This is a genomic window from Methylobacterium sp. CB376, from assembly GCF_029714205.1.
GTDB lineage: Bacteria > Pseudomonadota > Alphaproteobacteria > Rhizobiales > Beijerinckiaceae > Methylobacterium.
Genome location: NZ_CP121648.1, coordinates 1,894,214 through 1,912,836 on the forward strand (window position 1 = coordinate 1,894,214; position 18,623 = coordinate 1,912,836).

At 74.5% G+C, this 18,623-nt stretch carries 20 protein-coding genes; 12 read left to right on the plus strand and 8 right to left on the minus strand.

Annotation, left to right across the window (positions count from 1 at the left end; all coding sequences use genetic code 11):
* Window positions 1-271: 271 nt before the first annotated feature.
* Window positions 272-691 (plus strand): hypothetical protein, encoded by a 420-nt coding sequence (locus QA634_RS08420; RefSeq protein WP_012331569.1) that lies wholly within the window; start codon window positions 272-274, stop codon window positions 689-691.
* Window positions 692-965: 274 nt separating this feature from the next.
* Here QA634_RS08420 and nudC read toward each other — a convergent pair whose 3' ends face one another.
* The 4 genes from nudC to QA634_RS08440 all read right to left on the minus strand — a co-directional run bounded on the left by nudC (window position 966) and on the right by QA634_RS08440 (window position 3,511).
* On the minus strand, window positions 966-1,883 hold the full coding sequence (gene nudC / locus QA634_RS08425) for an NAD(+) diphosphatase (protein WP_012331570.1): 918 nt from the start codon (window positions 1,881-1,883) through the stop codon (window positions 966-968).
* An 81-nt stretch (window positions 1,884-1,964) separates the two neighbouring features.
* Entirely contained in the window at window positions 1,965-2,378 is a 414-nt protein-coding gene (locus QA634_RS08430; RefSeq protein WP_012331571.1) for an HIT domain-containing protein, read from the minus strand.
* Window positions 2,379-2,406: 28 nt separating this feature from the next.
* Complete coding sequence (locus tag QA634_RS08435) at window positions 2,407-3,036, minus strand: cyclic nucleotide-binding domain-containing protein (RefSeq protein ID WP_012331572.1); 630 nt, start codon at window positions 3,034-3,036, stop codon at window positions 2,407-2,409.
* A gap of 259 nt (window positions 3,037-3,295) precedes the next feature.
* Complete coding sequence (locus QA634_RS08440) at window positions 3,296-3,511, minus strand: hypothetical protein (RefSeq protein WP_012331573.1); 216 nt, start codon at window positions 3,509-3,511, stop codon at window positions 3,296-3,298.
* Between the two features lie 157 nt (window positions 3,512-3,668).
* On the opposite strand from QA634_RS08440, the gene QA634_RS08445 reads away from it, so the two are divergent.
* From QA634_RS08445 to QA634_RS08480, 8 genes are all read left to right on the plus strand, one after another.
* Complete coding sequence (locus QA634_RS08445) at window positions 3,669-4,760, plus strand: CgeB family protein (protein ID WP_012331574.1); 1,092 nt, start codon at window positions 3,669-3,671, stop codon at window positions 4,758-4,760.
* 2 nt (window positions 4,761-4,762) lie between these two features.
* On the plus strand, window positions 4,763-5,566 hold the full coding sequence (locus QA634_RS08450; RefSeq protein ID WP_012331575.1) for a sugar phosphate nucleotidyltransferase: 804 nt from the start codon (window positions 4,763-4,765) through the stop codon (window positions 5,564-5,566).
* A 15-nt stretch (window positions 5,567-5,581) separates the two neighbouring features.
* A complete protein-coding gene (locus QA634_RS08455; RefSeq protein ID WP_012331576.1) occupies window positions 5,582-6,661 on the plus strand; it encodes a glycosyltransferase in 1,080 nt (359 codons plus the stop codon).
* Complete coding sequence (locus QA634_RS08460) at window positions 6,597-7,664, plus strand: GNAT family N-acetyltransferase (RefSeq protein ID WP_012331577.1); 1,068 nt, start codon at window positions 6,597-6,599, stop codon at window positions 7,662-7,664. The genes QA634_RS08455 and QA634_RS08460 overlap by 65 nt, the downstream gene beginning before the upstream one ends.
* Entirely contained in the window at window positions 7,655-8,536 is an 882-nt protein-coding gene (locus QA634_RS08465) for a class I SAM-dependent methyltransferase (RefSeq protein WP_012331578.1), read from the plus strand. Before QA634_RS08460 ends, QA634_RS08465 begins: the two co-directional genes overlap by 10 nt.
* 299 nt (window positions 8,537-8,835) lie before the next feature.
* On the plus strand, window positions 8,836-9,210 hold the full coding sequence (gene crcB / locus QA634_RS08470; protein WP_012331579.1) for a fluoride efflux transporter CrcB: 375 nt from the start codon (window positions 8,836-8,838) through the stop codon (window positions 9,208-9,210).
* Window positions 9,211-9,275: 65 nt separating this feature from the next.
* Entirely contained in the window at window positions 9,276-9,584 is a 309-nt protein-coding gene (locus QA634_RS08475; RefSeq protein WP_012331580.1) for a SelT/SelW/SelH family protein, read from the plus strand.
* 6 nt (window positions 9,585-9,590) lie between these two features.
* A complete protein-coding gene (locus QA634_RS08480; protein ID WP_012331581.1) occupies window positions 9,591-12,113 on the plus strand; it encodes a sensor histidine kinase in 2,523 nt (840 codons plus the stop codon).
* Here the strand turns inward: QA634_RS08480 and QA634_RS08485 are convergent.
* The 3 genes from QA634_RS08485 to QA634_RS08495 all read right to left on the minus strand — a co-directional run bounded on the left by QA634_RS08485 (window position 12,069) and on the right by QA634_RS08495 (window position 13,108).
* On the minus strand, window positions 12,069-12,506 hold the full coding sequence (locus QA634_RS08485; protein WP_283027393.1) for an acyl-CoA thioesterase: 438 nt from the start codon (window positions 12,504-12,506) through the stop codon (window positions 12,069-12,071). The two genes, QA634_RS08480 and QA634_RS08485, sit on opposite strands and share 45 nt — an antisense overlap.
* 175 nt (window positions 12,507-12,681) lie before the next feature.
* Complete coding sequence (locus QA634_RS08490; RefSeq protein WP_018262042.1) at window positions 12,682-12,840, minus strand: hypothetical protein; 159 nt, start codon at window positions 12,838-12,840, stop codon at window positions 12,682-12,684.
* Between the two features lie 124 nt (window positions 12,841-12,964).
* The gene (locus QA634_RS08495) at window positions 12,965-13,108 is read right to left on the minus strand and encodes a hypothetical protein (protein WP_012331584.1); all 144 of its coding nucleotides are present in this window, start codon (window positions 13,106-13,108) and stop codon (window positions 12,965-12,967) included.
* 324 nt (window positions 13,109-13,432) lie between these two features.
* Here QA634_RS08495 and QA634_RS08500 point away from each other — a divergent pair, with 324 nt between their 5' ends.
* From QA634_RS08500 to QA634_RS08510, 3 genes are all read left to right on the plus strand, one after another.
* Window positions 13,433-14,875, plus strand: coding sequence for an amidase (locus tag QA634_RS08500; RefSeq protein ID WP_012331585.1), 1,443 nt, complete (start codon window positions 13,433-13,435; stop codon window positions 14,873-14,875).
* 99 nt (window positions 14,876-14,974) lie between these two features.
* Window positions 14,975-16,261, plus strand: a complete 1,287-nt coding sequence (locus tag QA634_RS08505; protein ID WP_012331586.1) for a PQQ-dependent sugar dehydrogenase — start codon at window positions 14,975-14,977, stop codon at window positions 16,259-16,261.
* Between the two features lie 234 nt (window positions 16,262-16,495).
* Window positions 16,496-17,932: a phospholipase D-like domain-containing protein gene (locus tag QA634_RS08510; protein WP_020493664.1), complete on the plus strand. Its 1,437-nt coding sequence runs from the start codon at window positions 16,496-16,498 to the stop codon at window positions 17,930-17,932.
* On the opposite strand, the gene QA634_RS08515 is transcribed toward QA634_RS08510, so the two are convergent.
* Window positions 17,865-18,590: an endonuclease/exonuclease/phosphatase family protein gene (locus QA634_RS08515; RefSeq protein WP_018262038.1), complete on the minus strand. Its 726-nt coding sequence runs from the start codon at window positions 18,588-18,590 to the stop codon at window positions 17,865-17,867. The two genes, QA634_RS08510 and QA634_RS08515, sit on opposite strands and share 68 nt — an antisense overlap.
* Window positions 18,591-18,623: the final 33 nt, after the last annotated feature.

The following is an 18,623-nucleotide window of genomic DNA, read 5'->3' on the forward strand; positions in this document are numbered from 1 at the left end:
GAGACTTCGGGAGGGTGATGCACCGGGCCTGCGCCCGCCACAGCCGTGAAGGCCCGCGGATCCCCGAGATGATACCACCGGTCATTTCTGATGACCGGTGGTGCGGCTCTCGAATTTTCGCCAAGCCTCTGGCTTGAAATCGAAAATTCGAGATGGAGCAACGGCTCGATGCGTCAGCATCCTGAGCCGTTGGTATGATTCATGTTCATGCGCTCATCGGATCGAGGACCGACGGCGCTCTCACGCCATTCGGCAGCGGAGGGAACCGCGGATGAGTTTGCATCAGCTGAGCGAGACGCCGGAGCTGTTCATCACCGACGAGGCTCTGGATCGCATCGAGACGTTCTTTCGATCGGTCGCCCGGATGTATGAACACAGGGGGATGAGGGCCAGCCTCCAGTTCGTGAAGGAGATCTACATCGTGCCGGCCGGCGACGCGCCAGCCAAGTATCCCAGCAAGGAGGAGATGGGCGACCCGGCGGCGTGCAAGGCCTGGCTGGCCGAGCACACCTTGAAGAAGATCAACAACGTCCAGGTCGGGGTCGATTTTCTTGACAAAAGCCCGTGGAGAAACAAGATCACCTTGCGGGGCTTCGATCTCGACCTGCTGACCGACACTTTCGACGATGAGTACGTGAGGACGTTCAACACGATCGATCTGAACGGCGACGGCAAGCTGGTGCTGCGATAGCGCGCATCGGCCCGGCGGACGAGCCGTCCCCGGGCGCGGGACCGGTTCCGCCGGCGGCTCATCCGCCATCCGGTTGATGGCTTCGCCATCTCCGATGTCGGCCATGCGGATGTCGGCGTCGCTCAGGCGCCGCGCGGGCTTGGCATGCGCCATCCGGTTGATGGCTTCGCCATCTCCGATGTCGGCCATGCGGATGTCGGCGTCGCTCAGGCGCCGCGCACAGGCGCCGCGCAGGCTCGCGATCCGGGATCCGCTTGAGCAAGCGGATCCCGGATCAGAACCCGTCCGCGAAGCCCCGCACCAGGAGGTTGGCGATCGCCATCGGGGGCGGCGTGAGGAGGCCGTCCGGGTGGCGGCGCTCCAGCATCGCCCGCACCTCCTCGCGGGAGAACCAGCGGGCATCCTCCAATTCGTCGCGATCGAGGGTCAGGGCCTCGTCGAGGGCCTCGCCCTCGCAGCCGATCATCAGCGAGGAGGGGAAGGGCCAGGGCTGGGAGGCCCGGTAGCGCACGGCGCCGACCCGCAGCCCCGCCTCCTCGAAGGTCTCGCGGCGCACCGCGTCCTCGATCGTCTCGCCCGGCTCGAGGAAGCCCGCGAGGCAGGAATAGACGCCGGGGGCGAAGCGCGCCTGCCGCCCGAGCAGGCACCGGTCCCCGCGCGTCACCAGCATGATCACCACCGGATCGGTGCGCGGGAAGTGCTGCGCCCCGCAGGCCGCGCAGTCGCGCCGGAAGCCGCCGCAGGAGAGCGCGGTCGGCGCGCCGCACTGGGCGCAGAAGCCGTGGCGGGCGTGCCAGTTCAGGAGCGACTTCGCGGTGGCGAGGAGGCCGAGTTCCGGCGCCGGCACCGCCCCCTCGACCGCGACCGCGCGCAGGTCGAGCAGGCGGTAGGCCGGATCCTCCGCGAAACCCGCGCCGGCCTCGGCCGGCAGGGCCCCGGCGAAGATCGGCCGCTCGCCGATCCGCCCCAGGAAGAGGAGCGGGGCCGGCGTGGGGACGCGCGCGGCGTCGGCGACCGACAGCACCGCGCTCGCCGCGGCCCCGGCCGCCCGCAGCACCGGCACCTCGCCCGCGAAGAGGAGCAGGCCGGCCTCCGGATGGTCGGCGAGCGTCGGGGTCGGGCCGGTGCGCTCGGCGGAGTGGCGCACGAGCAGGCTCTGGGCGAAGCCGAGGCGGTCGAGGGGCGTCGTCACGGGATCTCCTCAGGGCGTGATCCGGCGATGGGTCGACCGCATCGACGCGCACATTGCGGCGAAATCACAGAGGGGCGGCGCTCACGCGGCCGCGAACAGCGCCCGGGCGCGCTCGACGAGCTGCGCGGCGGCGTGGGGCGGGTAGGGCGCGCGGGTGCCGTGGCCCCAGACCGGGCCGGGCCAGGCCGGATCGGAGCGGAACCGCCCGACCACGTGGACGTGGAGCTGCGCCACCACGTTGCCGAGCGCCCCGACATTCACCTTGTCGGGCTTGGCGAGGTCCAGCATGACCCGGGTCGCGACCCGGATCTCCTCCATCAGGGCCGCCGCCTCCCGCGGGGCGAGGTCGGTGAGCTCGCTCACCGCCTCCCGGCGCGGCACCAGGACGAGCCAGGGGAAGCGGGCATCGTCGAGGAGGAGCACGCTGCAGAGCGGAAGGTCGCCCACCGCGATCGTGTCGGCGGCGAGCCGCGGGTCGAGGGTGAAATCCGACATCCAAACCTCTCTCGATGCGCCCCGCGGGTCAGGCGACCTCGGGCTCGGGCGTCGCCCCGCACGGCCCTCCCTGCCCGGTTCCCTGGAACAGCCGCTCGCTCGTCAGCTTCAGGAAATAGAACCCGAATTCGGGGTTCTGGTAGTAGAGCTGCTTGACCTCCGAATAGGGCACGCAGAGCGCGACCCCGTCCTCGGCGCAGACCACCGAGGCGGTGCGGACGTTGCCGGGCGAGAGCATGCCGAGTTCCCCGACGATCGCCCCCGGCGCGATGTCGATGCCGCGCTCCTCGATCCGGAAGCGGCCGCTCTCGACGTAGAACATCTCGCTCGCCGGATCGCCCATCCGGAACAGCACCTCCCCGGCCTTGAAGCGGCGCGAGGTGCCGAAGGGCTTGAGCCAGTCGAGGGAGAGGTCGCCCCCCGCGGCCTTCTCGACGTCCCTGACGAGCCGGATCATCTCGTAGAGGCGCCAGGCATTGAACGGGATCTGGATCACCTCGGTCAGCACCGTCGGCACGCTGCCGACGAGGCAGCCGTAGATGATGACCGCGATGCTGCTGAGGATCGAGACGATCCGCAGCGGGATCATCGTCGTCATCGCCGAGGAGGCCACCGTCAGGGCCGTGCCCAGGTAGCCGATCGCTTCCACCCAATCCATCACGCCCTCGCCCCGCAAAGCCTTGCCCGGCCGATGGCATTCCCGGCGAAGCCTGACAAGGGCGGGGATGGCGCAGGCGCGGCGGCGGCGCGTGATCTCGGCGGCGCGTGATCTCCCGGGCGGGCGCGCCGCCCCTGCGGGAGCTCGCCCGCCGCCGCGCGGCGTGAGGTGACGGCCGGCTTGCCGATCCCGACGCGCGGCACGAGCCGACGCGGCCGCCCGGCCGGCGCGCCCGCGAAGGCGGGGCCCCGCCGCGGGCTCAGGCCGGATCGAGGATCAGCCCGAGCCGGTCCCCCTTGCGGACCATCCCGCCGTCCTCCGGCTCGACCACGTCGAGGATGCTGCGCGCCACCCCGCCCACCGTGACCGGGCCGCCGACCAGCTCGTCGAGGCCGTTCGGGAAGTCCCGCGGCGCCCGCACCCAGATCAGCCCCTGCGCATCCTCCGCCCCCCCGATCACTTCGGCTTCCCACACGGCGCATCCCTCCTCGTCGGTCCGGCCGCGGCTGTCGGGCAAAACCGGCCCGGTGGCAACCGTCGCGAGCGGGAACTCACCTCGGGCAGGAACTCACCCCAGGTATGTGGGTTGGGGTCGCGGCCGGGGCGGGATCCCGGCGGGGGGACGGGGCCTGATGCGGATCGTCGTGTTCGGACTGACCGTCTCGTCGTCCTGGGGCAACGGTCACGCGACGCTCTGGCGCGGGCTGTGCCGGGCCCTCGCGGCGGACGGGCACCGCGTCACCTTCTTCGAGCGCGACGTCCCCTACTACGCCGAGAACCGCGACCTCCACGCCCTGCCGGGCGGGGACCTCGTCCTCTATCCGGACTGGACGCCGGATCTCGCCGCCCGCGCCCGAGAGGCCGTGCGGGAATGCGACGCGGCGATCGTCACCTCCTACTGCCCGGACGCGGTGGCGGCGACCGACCTCGCCCTCGCCGCGCCCGTCAGCGTCTTCTACGACCTCGACACGCCGGTGACGCTGGCGCGGCTGGAGGCGGGCGAGGCGGTGCCCTATCTCGGCCCGCGGGGCCTGCGGGATTTCGACCTCGTGCTGAGCTACACGGGCGGGGCGGCCCTCGACGCCCTGCGCGCGCGGCTCGGGGCGCGGCGCGTGGCGCCCCTCTACGGCCACGTCGATCCCGACGCGCATCGGCCCGGCGCGCCCGCGCCGCACTACGCCTGCGACCTCTCCTACCTCGGTACCTACGCGGCGGACCGGCAGGCCGGGGTCGAGCGCCTGCTCGTCGCGCCGGCGCGCCTGCGCCCGGGGCAGCGCTTCCTCATCGGCGGGGCGCAGTACCCGGCGGATTTCCCCTGGGCGCCCAACATCTCCTTCGTGCGCCACCTGCCGCCGGCCGAGCACCCGGCCTTCTTCGCCTCCTCGCGCTTCACCCTCAACGTCACCCGGCAGGCCATGGCCGCGATGGGCTGGTGCCCCTCGGGGCGGCTGTTCGAGGCGGCGGCCTGCGGCACGCCGCTGATCACGGACGAGTGGGAGGGGCTCGACGCCTTCTTCGCGCCGGGCCGCGAGATCGTGGTGGCGCGCACCACCGCGGAGGCGGTCGCCGCCCTCGACATGGACGAGGCCGAGCGCCGGGCCCTGGCGGCCAGGGCCCGGGAGCGCACCCTCGACGAGCACGCATCCGCGCGGCGGGCCCGGACGCTCGTCGCCGCACTCGAACAGGCGGCGTCCGCGCGCGGCGCCGTCCCGGCGGAGGTCTGACGATGTGGGGCATCATTCCGGCGGCGGGCCTCGGCAGCCGCATCCAGCCGCTCGCCTTCTCGAAGGAGCTGCTGCCGGTGGGCAGCCGCCTCGATCACGGGATCGAGCGCCCCTGCGCGGTGAGCGAGTACCTCGTCGAGCGCATGATCCGCGGCGGCGCCGACCGGCTGCTGTTCGTCATCGCGCCGGGCAAGTCCGACATCCTCGACTATTACGGCGCCGCCTACGGCGAGGTGCCGATCGCCTACGCGGTCCAGCCCGCCGCGTCCGGCCTGTGCGACGCCATCTTCCGGGCCCTGCCCCTGATCGCCGAGGACGAGCCGGTGGTGGTGGGGCTGCCCGACACGGTCTGGTTCCCGGCCGACGCCCTGGCGCAATGCCCCGACGACGTCCTCTCCTTCCTGCTGTTCCCGGTCGAGCGGCCGGAATTCTTCGACGCGGTCGTGCTCGACGGCGACCGCGTACGCGAGATCCAGGTCAAGCGGGCGGACGCGACCTCGTCCTGGATCTGGGGCGCCTTCAAGATGCCGGGCCGCACCCTGCGCGACCTGCACCGGCTCTGGCTGCAGCGGGGCCGGCGCGACGAGTACATCGGCACGCTCATCAACGCCCACCTGGCGGCGGGCGGCGAGGCGCGGGGCATCCGCGCCGGCACCGCCTACGTCGATGTCGGCACCCTGCACGGCTACCGGGCCGCGATCGGGCTCCTGGCCGAGGCGGCGGCGGGCGAGGCGGATGCGGGCGCCCGCGTGGCTTTGGGCTGGCCGGGCGGCCGCGCGCCGCTCCACGCCGTCCTGCGCGACTAGCCCCGCGACCCGGCGATGCCGCTCAGCATCCTCCACGTCGCCTATCCCCTCGCCCCGGTCGGGCCGGACGCGGCGGGGGGCGCCGAGCAGGTGCTGAGCGCCCTCGACGCCGCCCTGGTGGCGGCGGGCCACCGCTCCCTCGTCGTCGCCTGCGCGGGCTCGCGGGTGCGGGGCGAGCTGATCGCCCTGCCCCGGGAGACGGGGCCCCTCGACAAGGCGGCGATCGCCCGGGCGCGCCGGGCCCAGGCCGAGGCCGTGGCGGCCGCCGTGCGGGCGCGGCCGGAGATCGACGTCGTCCACATGCACGGCATCGACTTCCACGCCGCCCTGCCGCCACCCGGCCCGCCCGTGCTCGCGACCCTGCACGCCCCCTTCTCCTGGTACGCCCCCGAGGCCCTGCGCCCGGCGCGCCCGCGCACCTTCCTGCACTGCGTCTCGGCTCACCAGCACGGGCTCGCCCCGCCGGGGCTCTCCCTCCTCGACCCGATCCCGAACGGCGTGCCGGCCGAGGCCCTGCGCGGGCGCTTCCCGCGCGGGCGCTTCGCCCTCTTCCTCGGCCGGATCGCCCCCGAGAAGGGCGTCGACCTCGCCCTCGACGCGGCCCACCGGGCCGGGATCCCGCTCGCCGTCGCGGGCGAACTCTTCCCCTATCCGGCGCACCGGGACTTCTTCGACCGCGCGGTGGCGCCGCGCCTCGACCGGCAGCGGCGCTTCCTGGGGCCGGTCGGGTTCCGGGCCAAGCGCCGCCTGCTCAACGCGGCGCGCTGCCTGCTCCTGCCCGCGCGGCTGCCGGAGACGAGCTCCCTCGTCGCCCGCGAGGCGATGGCCTGCGGCACCCCGGTGATCGCCGCGCCGATGGGCGCCCTCGCCGACTTGGTGGAGCCGGGCCGCACCGGCTTCCTGGCCGAGACTCCGGCGGAGATGGCCGCGGCGATCGCCTCGGTCGACCGGATCGACCGGGAGGCCTGCCGCCGGATCGCCGCGGGACATTCGGGCCTCGCCCCGATGATCGAAGGGTACTTTGCCGCCTATGAGAAGCTTCGCCGCGGCGCCGACCGGCCGGCCGCTCCCCATCGCCTCGCCGGCGCGGCGTGAGGCGCCGGCCCTCACCGCGTCCGTCCTCGCCGAGGCGGCCGACCTCGACCGGCTCGAACCCGACTGGTGGGACCTGTTCGGGCGCTGCCCCTCCGCGACGCCGTTCCAGTCCCCGGCCTGGCTCATCCCGTGGTGGCGCCAGTTCCGGCCCGGCGACCTCGCCGCGGTGGCGGTCCGGGCGGGCGGGCGCCTGGTCGGCCTCGCGCCGCTCTACGCGGAGGAGGGCGCGCGGGGCCGGCGCCTCCTGCCGCTGGGCATCGGGCCGAGCGACCATCTCGACCTCCTGCTCGACCCGGAGGCGGCCGGGGCGGGCGCGGCGCTGGCGGAGGGGATCGCGGCCGCGCGGGGCGGCTGCGCCACCCTGGACCTGGAGGACCTCGCGCCCGAGGCCGCCGCCTGGCAGCTCCCGGTGCCGGCGGGGGCCGCCGAGCGCGTCGAGGACCAGGTCGCCTGCCCGGTGCTGCTGCTGCCGCGCGAGGCCGCCAGCCTCGCCGACCTCTGCTCCTCGCAGAAGCGCCGCAAGATCGCGCTCGCCCGCAACCGCTCGCTGCGGCGCGGCGGCTTCCAGGTCGAGGCCGCCACCTCGCCCCGGGAGACGGCCGCCCTGTTCGAGCGCCTCGCGGCGCTGCACGCCGCGCGCTGGGAGAGCCGCGGGGAGGCCGGCGTGCTGGCGGACCCGGCCGTGCAGGCCTTCCACCGCGAGGCGGTGCCGCGCCTCGCGCGCGCCGGCCTCGTGCGCTTCCACGCGGTGCGGCTCGCCGGCGAGGTCGCCGGGATCCTGTACGCCCTGCGCGGCCGGCGGCGGGTCTACACCTATCTCAGCGGCTTCGATCCGGCCTTCGCCTTCGAGAGCCCAGGCGTGACGCTGGTCGCCGCCGCCCTCGACGCGGCCCGGGAGGAGGGCGCGCGCGCCTTCCACTTCCTGCGCGGCCAGGAGCCCTACAAGTACGAGTGGGGCGCGGTCGACATCTGGAACCGCCGCCGGAGCCTGCGATGGAGCTGAGCGGCGAGGCCGCGGCCTGGCTCGACCGGCTCGCCGCCGGCGAGGTGCCGCCCTCCGTCGCCCTGATGCACCTCGCGGCCGGGGCCCCGGGCCCGGAGGCGGTCGAGGCCGCGCTCGCGGCCGCGGCCGGCCCCGCCGACGCGGAGGCGAGGGGCCGGCTCGCGGCGGCGCGCGACCTCTGGCGGGCGAACCCGCAGGCGTGGGGAATCGTCCGGGAGGTGCTCGGCGGCGTCGATCACGGCGAGGAGCTGGAGGGCGCGCGGGCCGTCGCGGCGCTCGCCGCGGCCTTCGACCGGGCGGCGCGGGCCTCGCCCGAGGGCAGCGTCGCCCTCTACGCCCTCGGCAGCCCGGCGCTGCTGCGCGCCGCCACGGAGGAGATCGTCGCGGCGCTCGACGCCTGGGGCCTGCTGTCGCGCGAGGCGCGGCTCGTCGATCTCGGCTGCGGCATCGGCCGGGTCGCGGCGGCGCTCGCCCCCCGCGTCGCCGCGGTGACCGGGCTCGACATCGCGCCGGCCATGATCGCGGCGGCGCGGGAACGCTGCGCCGGCCTCGCGAACGTGGCGCTGCATCTCGGCAGCGGGCGCGACCTCGCGCCGGTTCCGACGGGGGGCGCCGACCTCGTCCTCGCGGTCGATTCCTTCCCCTACTTGGTCCAGGCCGGGCTCGCGGCGGACCACGTCCGCGAGGCCGCCCGGGTGCTGCGGCCCGGGGGCGACCTCGTCGTCCTGAACTACTCCTATCGCGGCGACCTCGCCCGCGACCGGCGCGAGGCGGCGGCGCTCGCCGCGTCCCACGGCTTCCGCCTGATCCGGGCCGGGACGGCGCCGTTCACGACCTGGGACGGGCGGGCCTTCCAGCTGCGCCGCCTGTGATCCGGGAGCCGCTTGATCGAAGCGGATCCCGGATCACGCGCCTGAGCGCGACGCCTGAGCGCAGACGACATCCGCATGGCCGAAATGCGAGATGGCGAAGCCATCAACCGGATGTCGGATGAGTTCGCCCGGCTTGCCCTGGCTTTCCGCCCTGCTCTTGCGTAAGGGCTCGACCCCGACGAGGCTGGCGCGGCGCTCCCCGCCCCGCGGGCCGGCGGGACTGGCGCTCCACCCCGTCCGCCTCTCGCGCGGCGCCGGCCCGGCGCTTGCTTCTCCTCCCTCACGCGACGGATCGACGGATGCTCAACACGCTCGTGGTCTTCCTCGGGGCCGGCCTCGGCGGTGCGCTGCGGTACGGCGTCAACGTGAGTGCGGCCCGGCTCGGCGGCAGCTTCCCGGCCGCCACCATGATCATCAACGTCTCGGGCTCGCTCGCCATGGGCATCCTCGCCGGCTGGTTCGTGGTGCGGGCCGGCCTGCCCCAGAGCCTGCGCCTCTTCCTCACCACCGGCATCCTCGGGGGCTTCACCACCTTCTCGACCTTCTCGCTCGAAGCCTTCCTGCTGATCGAGCGCGGCGCCCTCGCGCAGGCGGTCCTCTACGTGATCGGGTCGGTGGCCGCGGGCATCGCCGGGGTCGCGGTGAGCTTCGCGATCATCCGCCATTTCGGGTAAGGGCGGGCCCGGGCGGGCGGGCGGCGGTTGACAAGCCGGCCCGAACGGTCCCGAGTCAGGGCACCATGACCGATGCCCCCACCGGCAAGCCCCGGGTCGCCATCACCTACTGCACCCAGTGCGGCTGGCTGCTGCGCGCCGGCTGGATGGCGCAGGAGCTCCTCTCGACCTTCAAGGACGGACTCGGCGAGGTCGCGCTGATCCCGGCCACCGGCGGGGCCTTCGCGATCACCTGCGGCGATGCGCTGATCTGGGAGCGCGTCCGCGACGGCGGCTTCCCGGACGTGAAGACCCTCAAGCAGCGGGTGCGCGACGTCGTCGAGCCGGGCCGCGATCTCGGCCACGTCGATCTCCCCCGCGGCGACCGGGGCTGAGGCGGCGTGGCCGGCCTGAGGACCCGGGTGGCGCGCCTGCGCGAGCGCGGCCTCTCCACGCAGATCTACCTCGTGGCGCTGGCCATTGCCCTGATCGGCCCGGGCCTCCTGTTCACCGCGATCCTGCTCGGGCGCTACGCCGCCCTGGAGCGGGCGCGCTTCGAGCAGGATGCCCGCGAGACCGTGCGCGGGATCGCGCTCACGGTCGACCGCGACACGGCCGGCCTGATCTCGGTGCTGCAGACCCTCGCCACCTCGCCGCGCCTGCGGCGGGCCGAGGAGGCGGCGAGCTTCGAGGACCAAGCCCGGGCGGTGACCGAGGCGACCCAGCTGATGCTGTCCCTGCGCCGGCCGGACGGCACCCAGCTCGTCAACACCGCCCTGCCGCGGGGCGCGCCGCTGCCCCAGGGCGCCCAGCCCTACGACGCCGAGGTGCTGGCGACGCGCGCTCCCCTGGTGACCGGCGTGCAGCCCGGCCCGCCGGGCCGGCCGCCGAGCTACGCGGTGGCGGTGCCGGTGGTGATCGACGGCGAGGCCGCCTTCGTCCTCAGCGCCACCGCCCCGGTCGAGCGCCTGCACCAGATCCTGCTGCGCGACCTCGCGGAGGGCTGGATCACCGCGCTCGTCGACCGCAACGGGCTCCTGCTCGCGCGCTCGCGGGACCACGCGGCGCTCGTGGGCGAGCCGATGCTGGAGGCCCTGCGCGGGCGCGAGGCCGGGACGCCGGGCCTGTGGGAGGGCCTCGACCGCCAGCACCGCCCGGTGCTGTTCGTCGAGACGCGCACGCGCATCACCGGCTGGACCGCCTCCGCCAGCATCCCCCGGGCCCTGGTGGAGGCCTCGCTGCGGCGCTGGATGGCGGCCTTCGGGGGGTTCGGCCTGCTCGCCCTCGCGGTGTCGTCGCTGCTCGCGGTGCGGCTGTGGTCGCGGGTCGCCGAGCCGCTGCGGCTCCTGGCGGCGGCGGGGGGCGCGCTCGGCCGGGGGCAGCCGGTGCCGCGGGTCTCGACCCCGATCCGCGAGATCCGCCAGGTCGCCGACGCGCTGGCGGACGCCTCGGAGACGCTGCGCCAGCGCATCGCGGAGCGCGACCGGGCCCTGGAGGAGCAGAGCCGCGGCCTCGTCGCCCTGCGCGAGAGCGAGGCGCGCTTCCGCCACATGGCCGATTCGGCGCCCGCCCTGATCTGGATGACCGACGAGGCCGGCGAGACCACCTTCGTCAACATGCACTACGAGTACCTGTTCGGCCGCCCCGCCGCGACGCTGGTGGGCCGCCGCTGGCGGGAGGTCGTGCATCCGGACGACGTCGCGGGCTTCGAGGCCGCCTTCGCGGCCGCCTTCGCGGCGCGCCGCCCGCTGCGGGTCGAGACCCGGGTGATCGACGGGAGCGGCGCGGTGCGCTGGCTCCTCTGCGAGGGCGTGCCCCGCCTCGACGACCGCCACCGCTTCCTCGGCTACACGGGCTGCAACGTCGACATCACGGAGGCCAAGCTCGCCGAGGCGGCCCTGCGCGAGAGCGAGGAGCGGCTGCGCCTCGCCCTCGCGGCCGGCCAGCTCGGCACCTGGGAGATCGACCTCGCCACGGGGCAGAACCGGCTCTCGGCCCGCTCGGCGGAGATCGTCGGGCTGCCGCCCCTGCCCGGGGGCTGGATGGGCGCGGTGCACCCGGCCGACCGGCCCGCCCTCGACGCCGCCCTGGCGGCGCTCATCGCCGGGGAGGCCGAGTACCGGAGCGAGTTCCGGGTGCGGCCGGTCGACGGGGTGCTGCGCTGGGTGAGCGCCGAGGCGGTGGTGCAGCGCGACGCGGGCGGGGCGCCGCGGCGGGTGATCGGCATCCACCAGGACGTGACCGAGCGCAAGCGCGCCGAGGACCACCTGCGGCTGCTGATCCACGAGCTGAACCACCGGGTGAAGAACACCCTCGCGACCGTGCAGTCGATCGCGATGCAGAGCCTGCGCCGGCTGCGCGGCCGCGAGGCCGAGGGCGCCCGCGACGCCTTCGTGGCGCGGCTGATCGCGCTCGCGCGGGCCCACGACGTGCTGACGCGGGAGAGCTGGGAGGGGGCGGAGCTCGCCGAGGTGGTGGCGGGCGCGGTGGCGCCGCTCGAAGGCCCCCGGGGCCGCCGCCCGCGCTTCAGCGTGGCCGGGCCGCCCCTGCGCCTGCCGCCCCGCATGGCGCTGTCGATCGCGATGGCGCTGCACGAACTCGCCACCAACGCGGTCAAGTACGGGGCCCTCTCGGCCGTGGACGGGCAGGTCTCGATCGCCTGGAGCGTCGAGGCGGGCCGGCTCACCCTGCGCTGGCAGGAGAGCGGCGGCCCGTCCGTGACCCCGCCCGAGCGGACCGGCTTCGGCTCCCGGCTGATCGGCCAGAGCCTCGCCCGCGACCTCGCCGGCGAGGTCAGCCTCGACTACCCGCCGGCGGGCGTGATCTGCACGATCGTGGCGCCGCTCGACGAGGCGGAGGAGGCCCCGGCCGGGGAGGCTTCAGGCCCGCAGCGGCGCGAGCACCGCGCGCAGCGCGTCGGGTAGCGGCACCGGCCGGTTCGTGGCCCGGTCGACGTAGACGTGGACGAAGTGCCCCTGCGCGGCGGCCTCGTCCTCGTCCTCGCGGAACAGGCCGACCTCGTAGCGCACGCTCGACCGACCCTGATGCGCCACCCGGAGGCCGGCCGTGACCTGGTCCGGGAAGGCGACGGAGCGGAAGTAGCGGCAGCCGGTCTCGACCACGAGGCCGATCACCGCGCCCGCGGCGATGTCGAGGGCGCCCTCCTCGATCAGGACGCGGTTCACGGCCGTGTCGAAGAACGCGTAGTAGACCACGTTGTTGACGTGGCCGTAGACGTCGTTGTCGCTCCAGCGGGTGGAGATCGGCACGAAGCGCCGGTAGGCGGCGCGGCGCTCGGGGGAGGGCGGGTCCGTCACCGGGCCGCCGGCCGCGGGGGCGTTGCGCGCGTCTCGACCATCGTGGTCTCCCTGGCAGTCCGATCCGGCTCGGATCGGCCATCGAGAGCCGATCATGAGGAAGGATCGGCGCGCCCTCGATCGCATGCCGTTCGGCGGCCGACGGTCGATCGGTGTCCGGCGGCCTGTCCGGTCCTCAGCGCGGGCGGTGCCGCGCGTGCCAGCGGGGGCCGGGACCGCGCATGTAGTGGAGTTCGGGCCGATAGGGGTCTGTCAGCGCCGCCACCGTCGCGCGCCACGCCTGGGCGGGAGCGTGCCACGCCCGGGCGAGGCGGCCGAGAAGGGCCATCAGCATCGCGTCGTCCTCCAGCCACGGATCACAACCGGGACGCACGGATCATGCCGAGTCTCGGGTTTCGGATCCGTTGCGCCAGGATCTCCGCGCCCGGGGGCGTTTCGAGGGCGGCGCGGCGGTGAGATCAGGGCAGGATCCCGGCGAGGGACAAAGCCCCGGCCAGGATCACGAACAGGGCGGCCGCGAGGCATTCGAGCGGCACGCTCTCCCACAGGGCGGGGGCCTCCGCGCGCCCCGGCGAGGCGCGCCCGCGGGCGATCGGCTTCATGGTCACCTCCTGCCGGCCCGCCCCGGGCCGGGACCGCCCGTCCCGGGCCGGGATTTCCTCGCGGGCGGCGCCTCTGTCGGGTTGCCGTCCCGCCCCCAGCCTAAGCATCATTCGCCGAAGGGGCCACCGGTTCGGCGGCAAGATTGATGCAAGACCAAGCATCATTCGCCGAAGTGACCACCGGGTCGGCGCCAGACAGGGTTCCGGACCAGGAGTTGAGCAGAGTTGCCCCGCGCAATTCTGCTGAGAGGCCGTGATGGCCCGGGGACAGGGTTGCGGACCGGGAGGCGCCGTGCTCCGCTGGCACGTCCCAGGACCGAGCCCATGTCCCTCTCCCCCGACCTCGTCTCGTCGCGCGCGACCGACCTCGCCCGGGCGATCCGCGACCGCACCGTGTCCGCCCGCGAGGTGATGCGGGCCCATCTCGACCGCATCGCGCGGGCGAACCCGGCGGCGAACGCCATCGTGGGGTTGCGCGACCCCGAGATCCTGCTGGAGGAGGCCGCCTGCGCCGACCGCGACCTCGCCGCCGGGCGCTGGCGCGGGCCGCTCCACGGGCTGCCGCACGCGGTGAAGGACACGTCCCCGGCCGCGGGGCTGATCTGGACGCAGGGCTCGCCCCTCTTCGCCGGCCGCGTCGCCGAGGCGGACGCGCCCCACGTGGCGCGGCTGCGGCAGGCCGGCGCGATCCTGATCGGCAAGACCAACGTGCCGGAATTCGGCCTCGGCTCGCACACGGTCAACCCGGTCTTCGGGGCCACCCGCAACGCCTACGACCCGGCCCGCAGCGCCGGCGGATCGAGCGGCGGCGCCGCGGTCGCCCTCGCCCTGCGCATGCTGCCGCTCGCGGACGGCAGCGACCATGCCGGCTCGCTGCGCAACCCGGCGGCCTGGAACGGCGTGCTGGGCCTGCGCCCCTCGCCCGGCCGGGTGCCCATGCGCACCGACGAGGTCTTCCTGCCCGACCTCACGGTGGCGGGCCCGATGGCCCGCTGCACCGCCGATCTCGGGCTGCTGCTCTCGGTCCTCGCCGGCCCGGATCCGCGCCTGCCCCACAGCCTGACCGAGGATCCCTCCGCCTTCGCCGCGCCGGCGCCCCTCGCGCTCGCGGGCCTGCGGATCGGCTGGCTCGGCGACCTCGGCGGCCACCTGCCGGTCGAGCCCGGCATCCTCGCCCTCTGCGAGCGCGCCCTCGCGGTTTTCGCCGGGGAGGGGGCCCGGGTCGCCCCCCTGGCGCTCGGCTTCGACGCCGAGGCGGTGTTCCGGGCCTGGCGGGTGCTGCGGGCCTGGCAGGCCGGGGCGGCGCTCGCCCCTCACGCGCGCGACCCCGCCGCGCGGGCGGCGCTGAAGCCCGACGCGCTGTTCGAGATCGACGAGAGGGCGCGGCTCGACGCCTACGCGGTGCAGGCCGCCAGCGCCCTGCGCAGCCGCTGGTTCGCCCACCTGCTCGACCTGTTCGCCCGGTGCGACCTGCTGGCGCTGCCCGCCGCGCAGGTCTTCCCCTTCCCGATCGGGGAGATGTGGCCGCGGGCGATCGCCGGGCGCCCCATGGACAGCTATCACCGCTGGATGGAGGTCGCGATCCCGGCCACGATGGGCGGCTGCCCGGCGATCAGCCTGCCGGCCGGCCGCGGCCCCGGGGGGCTGCCGATGGGCCTCCAGCTCATCGCCCCCCACCGGGGCGAGGGGAGGCTGCTCGCCGTCGCGGCCGCCTACGAGGCCGCGACCGGCTTCGACCGGGAGGCCCCCGCGATCACGGCCCTGTGATCGCACGCGCTTGCGCTTGCGGGCTCATCGGCGCGCCCCATACTCCCTGCGCCAACGAAGAGCGGTCGATCGAATCGGCCGCGGGCGAGGGAGGAGACCATGAGATCGGTTCTGAAGGCTGCGCTCCTGGGGAGCGCGGCGCTGGCCGCGGGTGCGTCGTTCGCCGCCGTGAGCCTCGCCCAGGAGGCCGGCGACACGAAGGCCAAGGTCGACAACCTGGAGAAGCTGCAGGGCTTCAAGAGCACCGGCGTGGCCGAGCCGCCGCCGGTGCCCCAGACCGGCCGCAAGGCCGACGCCATCACCAAGACCCTGCAGAAGATCAAGCTGCCGGACGGCTTCAAGATCGACCTCTACGCCATCGTGCCGGATGCCCGCGCCATGGCGGTCGGCCCGAATGCCGGGGTGGTCTTCGTGGGCACCCGCAAGTCCAAGGTCTACACCGTGACCGACCGCGACAAGGACCGGGTGGCGGACGAGGTCAAGGTCTTCGCTCCCGGCATCGACTTCAAGATCCCGAACGGCGTCTGCTTCTCGCGCGACGGCGTGCTCACCGTCGTGGAGCAGAACCGGGTGCTGGCGTTCCCGGCGGCCGAGTTCTTCTACGAGGGGCCGGACGTGGCGGCGGCCGTGGTGGTCAAGCAGGGCGAGCTGATCCCGGTCTCGGAGGAGAGCTACAACCACACCGCCCGGATCTGCCGCGTCGGGCCGGACGGCAAGCTCTATATCTCGCTCGGCCAGCCCTACAACGTGCCGCCCAAGGAGAAGGCCGAGCTCTACGCGAAGACCGGCATCGGCGGCATCATCCGGATGGACGCGGACGGCAAGAACCGCGAGGTCTTCGCCACCGGCATCCGCAACTCGGTCGGCATGGACTTCGCCCCCGACAAGACGCTGTGGTTCACCGACAACCAGGTCGACGGGATGGGCGACGACCAGCCGCCCGGAGAGCTGAACCAGGCGACGAAGCCCGGCCAGAATTTCGGCTTCCCCTGGTACGGCGGCGGCGCCGTCCGCACGGCCGAGTACAAGAACGACGCGGTCCCGCCGGACGTGGTCCCGCCGAAGGCGGAGCTGCCCCCGCACGCGGCGGATCTCGGCATGATCGTCTACCGGGGCAAGATGTTTCCCGAGAAGTACCGGGGCGGCATCTTCACGGCCGAGCACGGCTCGTGGAACCGCACCACGCCGCTCGGCGCCCGGGTGATGTTCGTGCCGGTCAACAAGGACGGCGGCGCGGGCAAGCCCGAGCCCTTCGCGGAGGGCTGGCTCAACGAGAACGGCGAGTATCTCGGCCGCCCGGTCGACGTCGCGACGCTGCCGGACGGCTCGCTCCTGGTCTCGGACGATACGGCCGGCGCGATCTACCGGATCTCCTACGAGAAGTAGGGCAGCCGGCCCCGGCGCGTCCCGCCCCGGTCTCCGGGGAGGGCGCGCCGGGAGGCGGGATCGTCCCGCGCGAACCTGCCGGGCGTGCCGCCTCCTCGCGGCCGGCGCGCCGGCCCCGGCGCGCCGGCCCCGGCGCGCCGCGCCGAGGTGGTGGCGAGGTGGTGGCGAGGTGGTGGAAAGAGCGGCCCTCTTCCCCTATCCGCACGGGAGCGTCGGCGTCGTGCGGGTGGTCAGGTGCAGGAACTGGTGAGCGCGTGGTTCGGGTTGCTGAGCGCGATCCGGGTGGAGGGGCTGGCGGCCCTCGGCTTCGTGCTGGCCCTCGCCGTGACCCTGCACGCCCTCCTCAACAAGCGCGAGGTCGCCGCCGCGATCGGCTGGATCGGCCTCGCCTGGCTCTCGCCGCTGGCCGGCAGCGCCCTCTACGCGCTCTTCGGGATCAACCGGGTGACCCGCCGCGCCCGCCGCCTGCCGGTGCTGCCGGTGCGCAAGCCCGGGGTGCCGCAGGCCGATCCCGTCACGGTGCCCGGCCCGTTCCTGCCGCTGGAGCAGGCCGGCGACCGGCTCACCGGCCTGCCGCTCACCGGCGGCAACCGCGTCGCGCTGCTGCGCCACGGGGACGAGGCCTATCCGGCGATGCTGGCGGCGATCGAGGGCGCCCGGGAGACCGTCGGCCTCTCCAGCTACATCATGCGCGACGACGTGAGCGGGGAGGCCTTCGTGGCGGCCCTCGCCCGGGCCAAGGCGCGGGGCGTCGCGATCTGCGTGCTGGTGGACGGCATCGGCAGCGGCTACTTCTTCCCGGCCATCTACCGGCGCCTGCGGCGGGAGGGCATCCCGGCCGGGCTGTTCATGCACTCGGCCGTGCCGTGGCGGATGCCGTTCCTGAACCTGCGCACCCACAAGAAGCTGCTGGTGATCGACGGGCGGACCGGCTTCGTCGGCGGGGTCAATATCGGGGACGAGAACCTCGTGTCGCGCCACCCGCCCGAGCCGGTGCGCGACACGCATTTCCTCCTCGAAGGGCCGGTGGTCGGCCAGCTCGCCCAGGCCTTCGCCCGCGACTGGTCCTTCGTGACGGGGGAGGATCTCGACGGGCCCGGATGGTTCCCGGCGATCCCGCCGGCCGGCGACACGCCCGCCCGGGTCGTCACCTCGGGGCCGGACGCGGATATCGAGAAGATCGAGTACGTGGTGCTGGCGGCCCTGGCGGTGGCGCGGCACTCGATCCGGCTCGCCACGCCCTACTTCCTGCCGAGCGAGATCCTGCTCACCTCGCTGGCCCTCGCCGCCATGCGGGGCATCGCGGTCGACGTGATCATCCCGCAGGCGAGCAACCACCGCATGGTCGATTGGGCGACCCGCGCCCACGTGGCGCCGCTGCTGCGCTCCGGCGTGCGGATCTGGCTCGACCGGCCGCCCTTCGACCACTCGAAGCTGATGGTGGTGGACGATGCGTGGTGCTTCGTCGGCAGCGCCAACTGGGACACGCGCAGCTTCCGGCTGAATTTCGAGCTCAACGTGGAGCTCTACGACGAGGCCTTCGCGGCGGAGCTGAACCGGCTCCTCGCCGCCAAGATGCAGGTGCCGCTGACCCTCGACGCGCTCACGGCGCGGGGGATGCCGGTGCGCCTGCGCGATGCCGGCGTGCGATTGCTGCTGCCATACCTCTGAGGTCGACCCGCTCGCGCAGATGCGCCATGCGGGTGCGGCCGGAGGGCAGGGGCGCCGGCTCGAGATGGACCACGATCGGCCGGTGGTCCGAGGCGCCCCGCGGCAGCACCGCCCGGTGGCGGCAGACGAGGCCGCGCACGAGGCAGCGGTCGAGGCGCAGCGGCACGAGGTCGACCATCGCGTGGGTCGGGTGGCGCGGCCCCACGTCCCGGAAGCCCGGCAGCAGGGCGGGGCCGACGAGGTTGTAATCCCCGAGCACCGCGGCCCGCGCCGGCAGGTGCTGCTCGATGCGGCGCAGCTGGCGGCGGTTCAGCACCTGGCCGTGCGAGAGATGCACGTTGGCGATGCCGAAGGCGCCGCAATCGAGCACCTGCGCGACCCGGTCGACCAGCGCCCCGGACGGGATCGGGATGCTGCGCGGGGGCGCCGGGAACGGGGCCGGGCTCCACATCGCGAGCCCGTGGATGCGCCGCGGCAGCGGCGCCCAGGCGTAGTACCCGCCGACGCGCTCCGGCAGCGCGGTGATCTCGGCGGTGGCCTCCTGCATCAGCAGAAGGTCGGGCTTCTCCTGCGCGATCAGGGCGGCGACCGCCTCGACCGTCGCGCCGGTGCGCCGCAGCAGGTTCCAGCTGATGATCTTGCGCGGCGGGCGGACCATGGGGACCTGGATCGGAGCCCCGCCCGCGGGCAG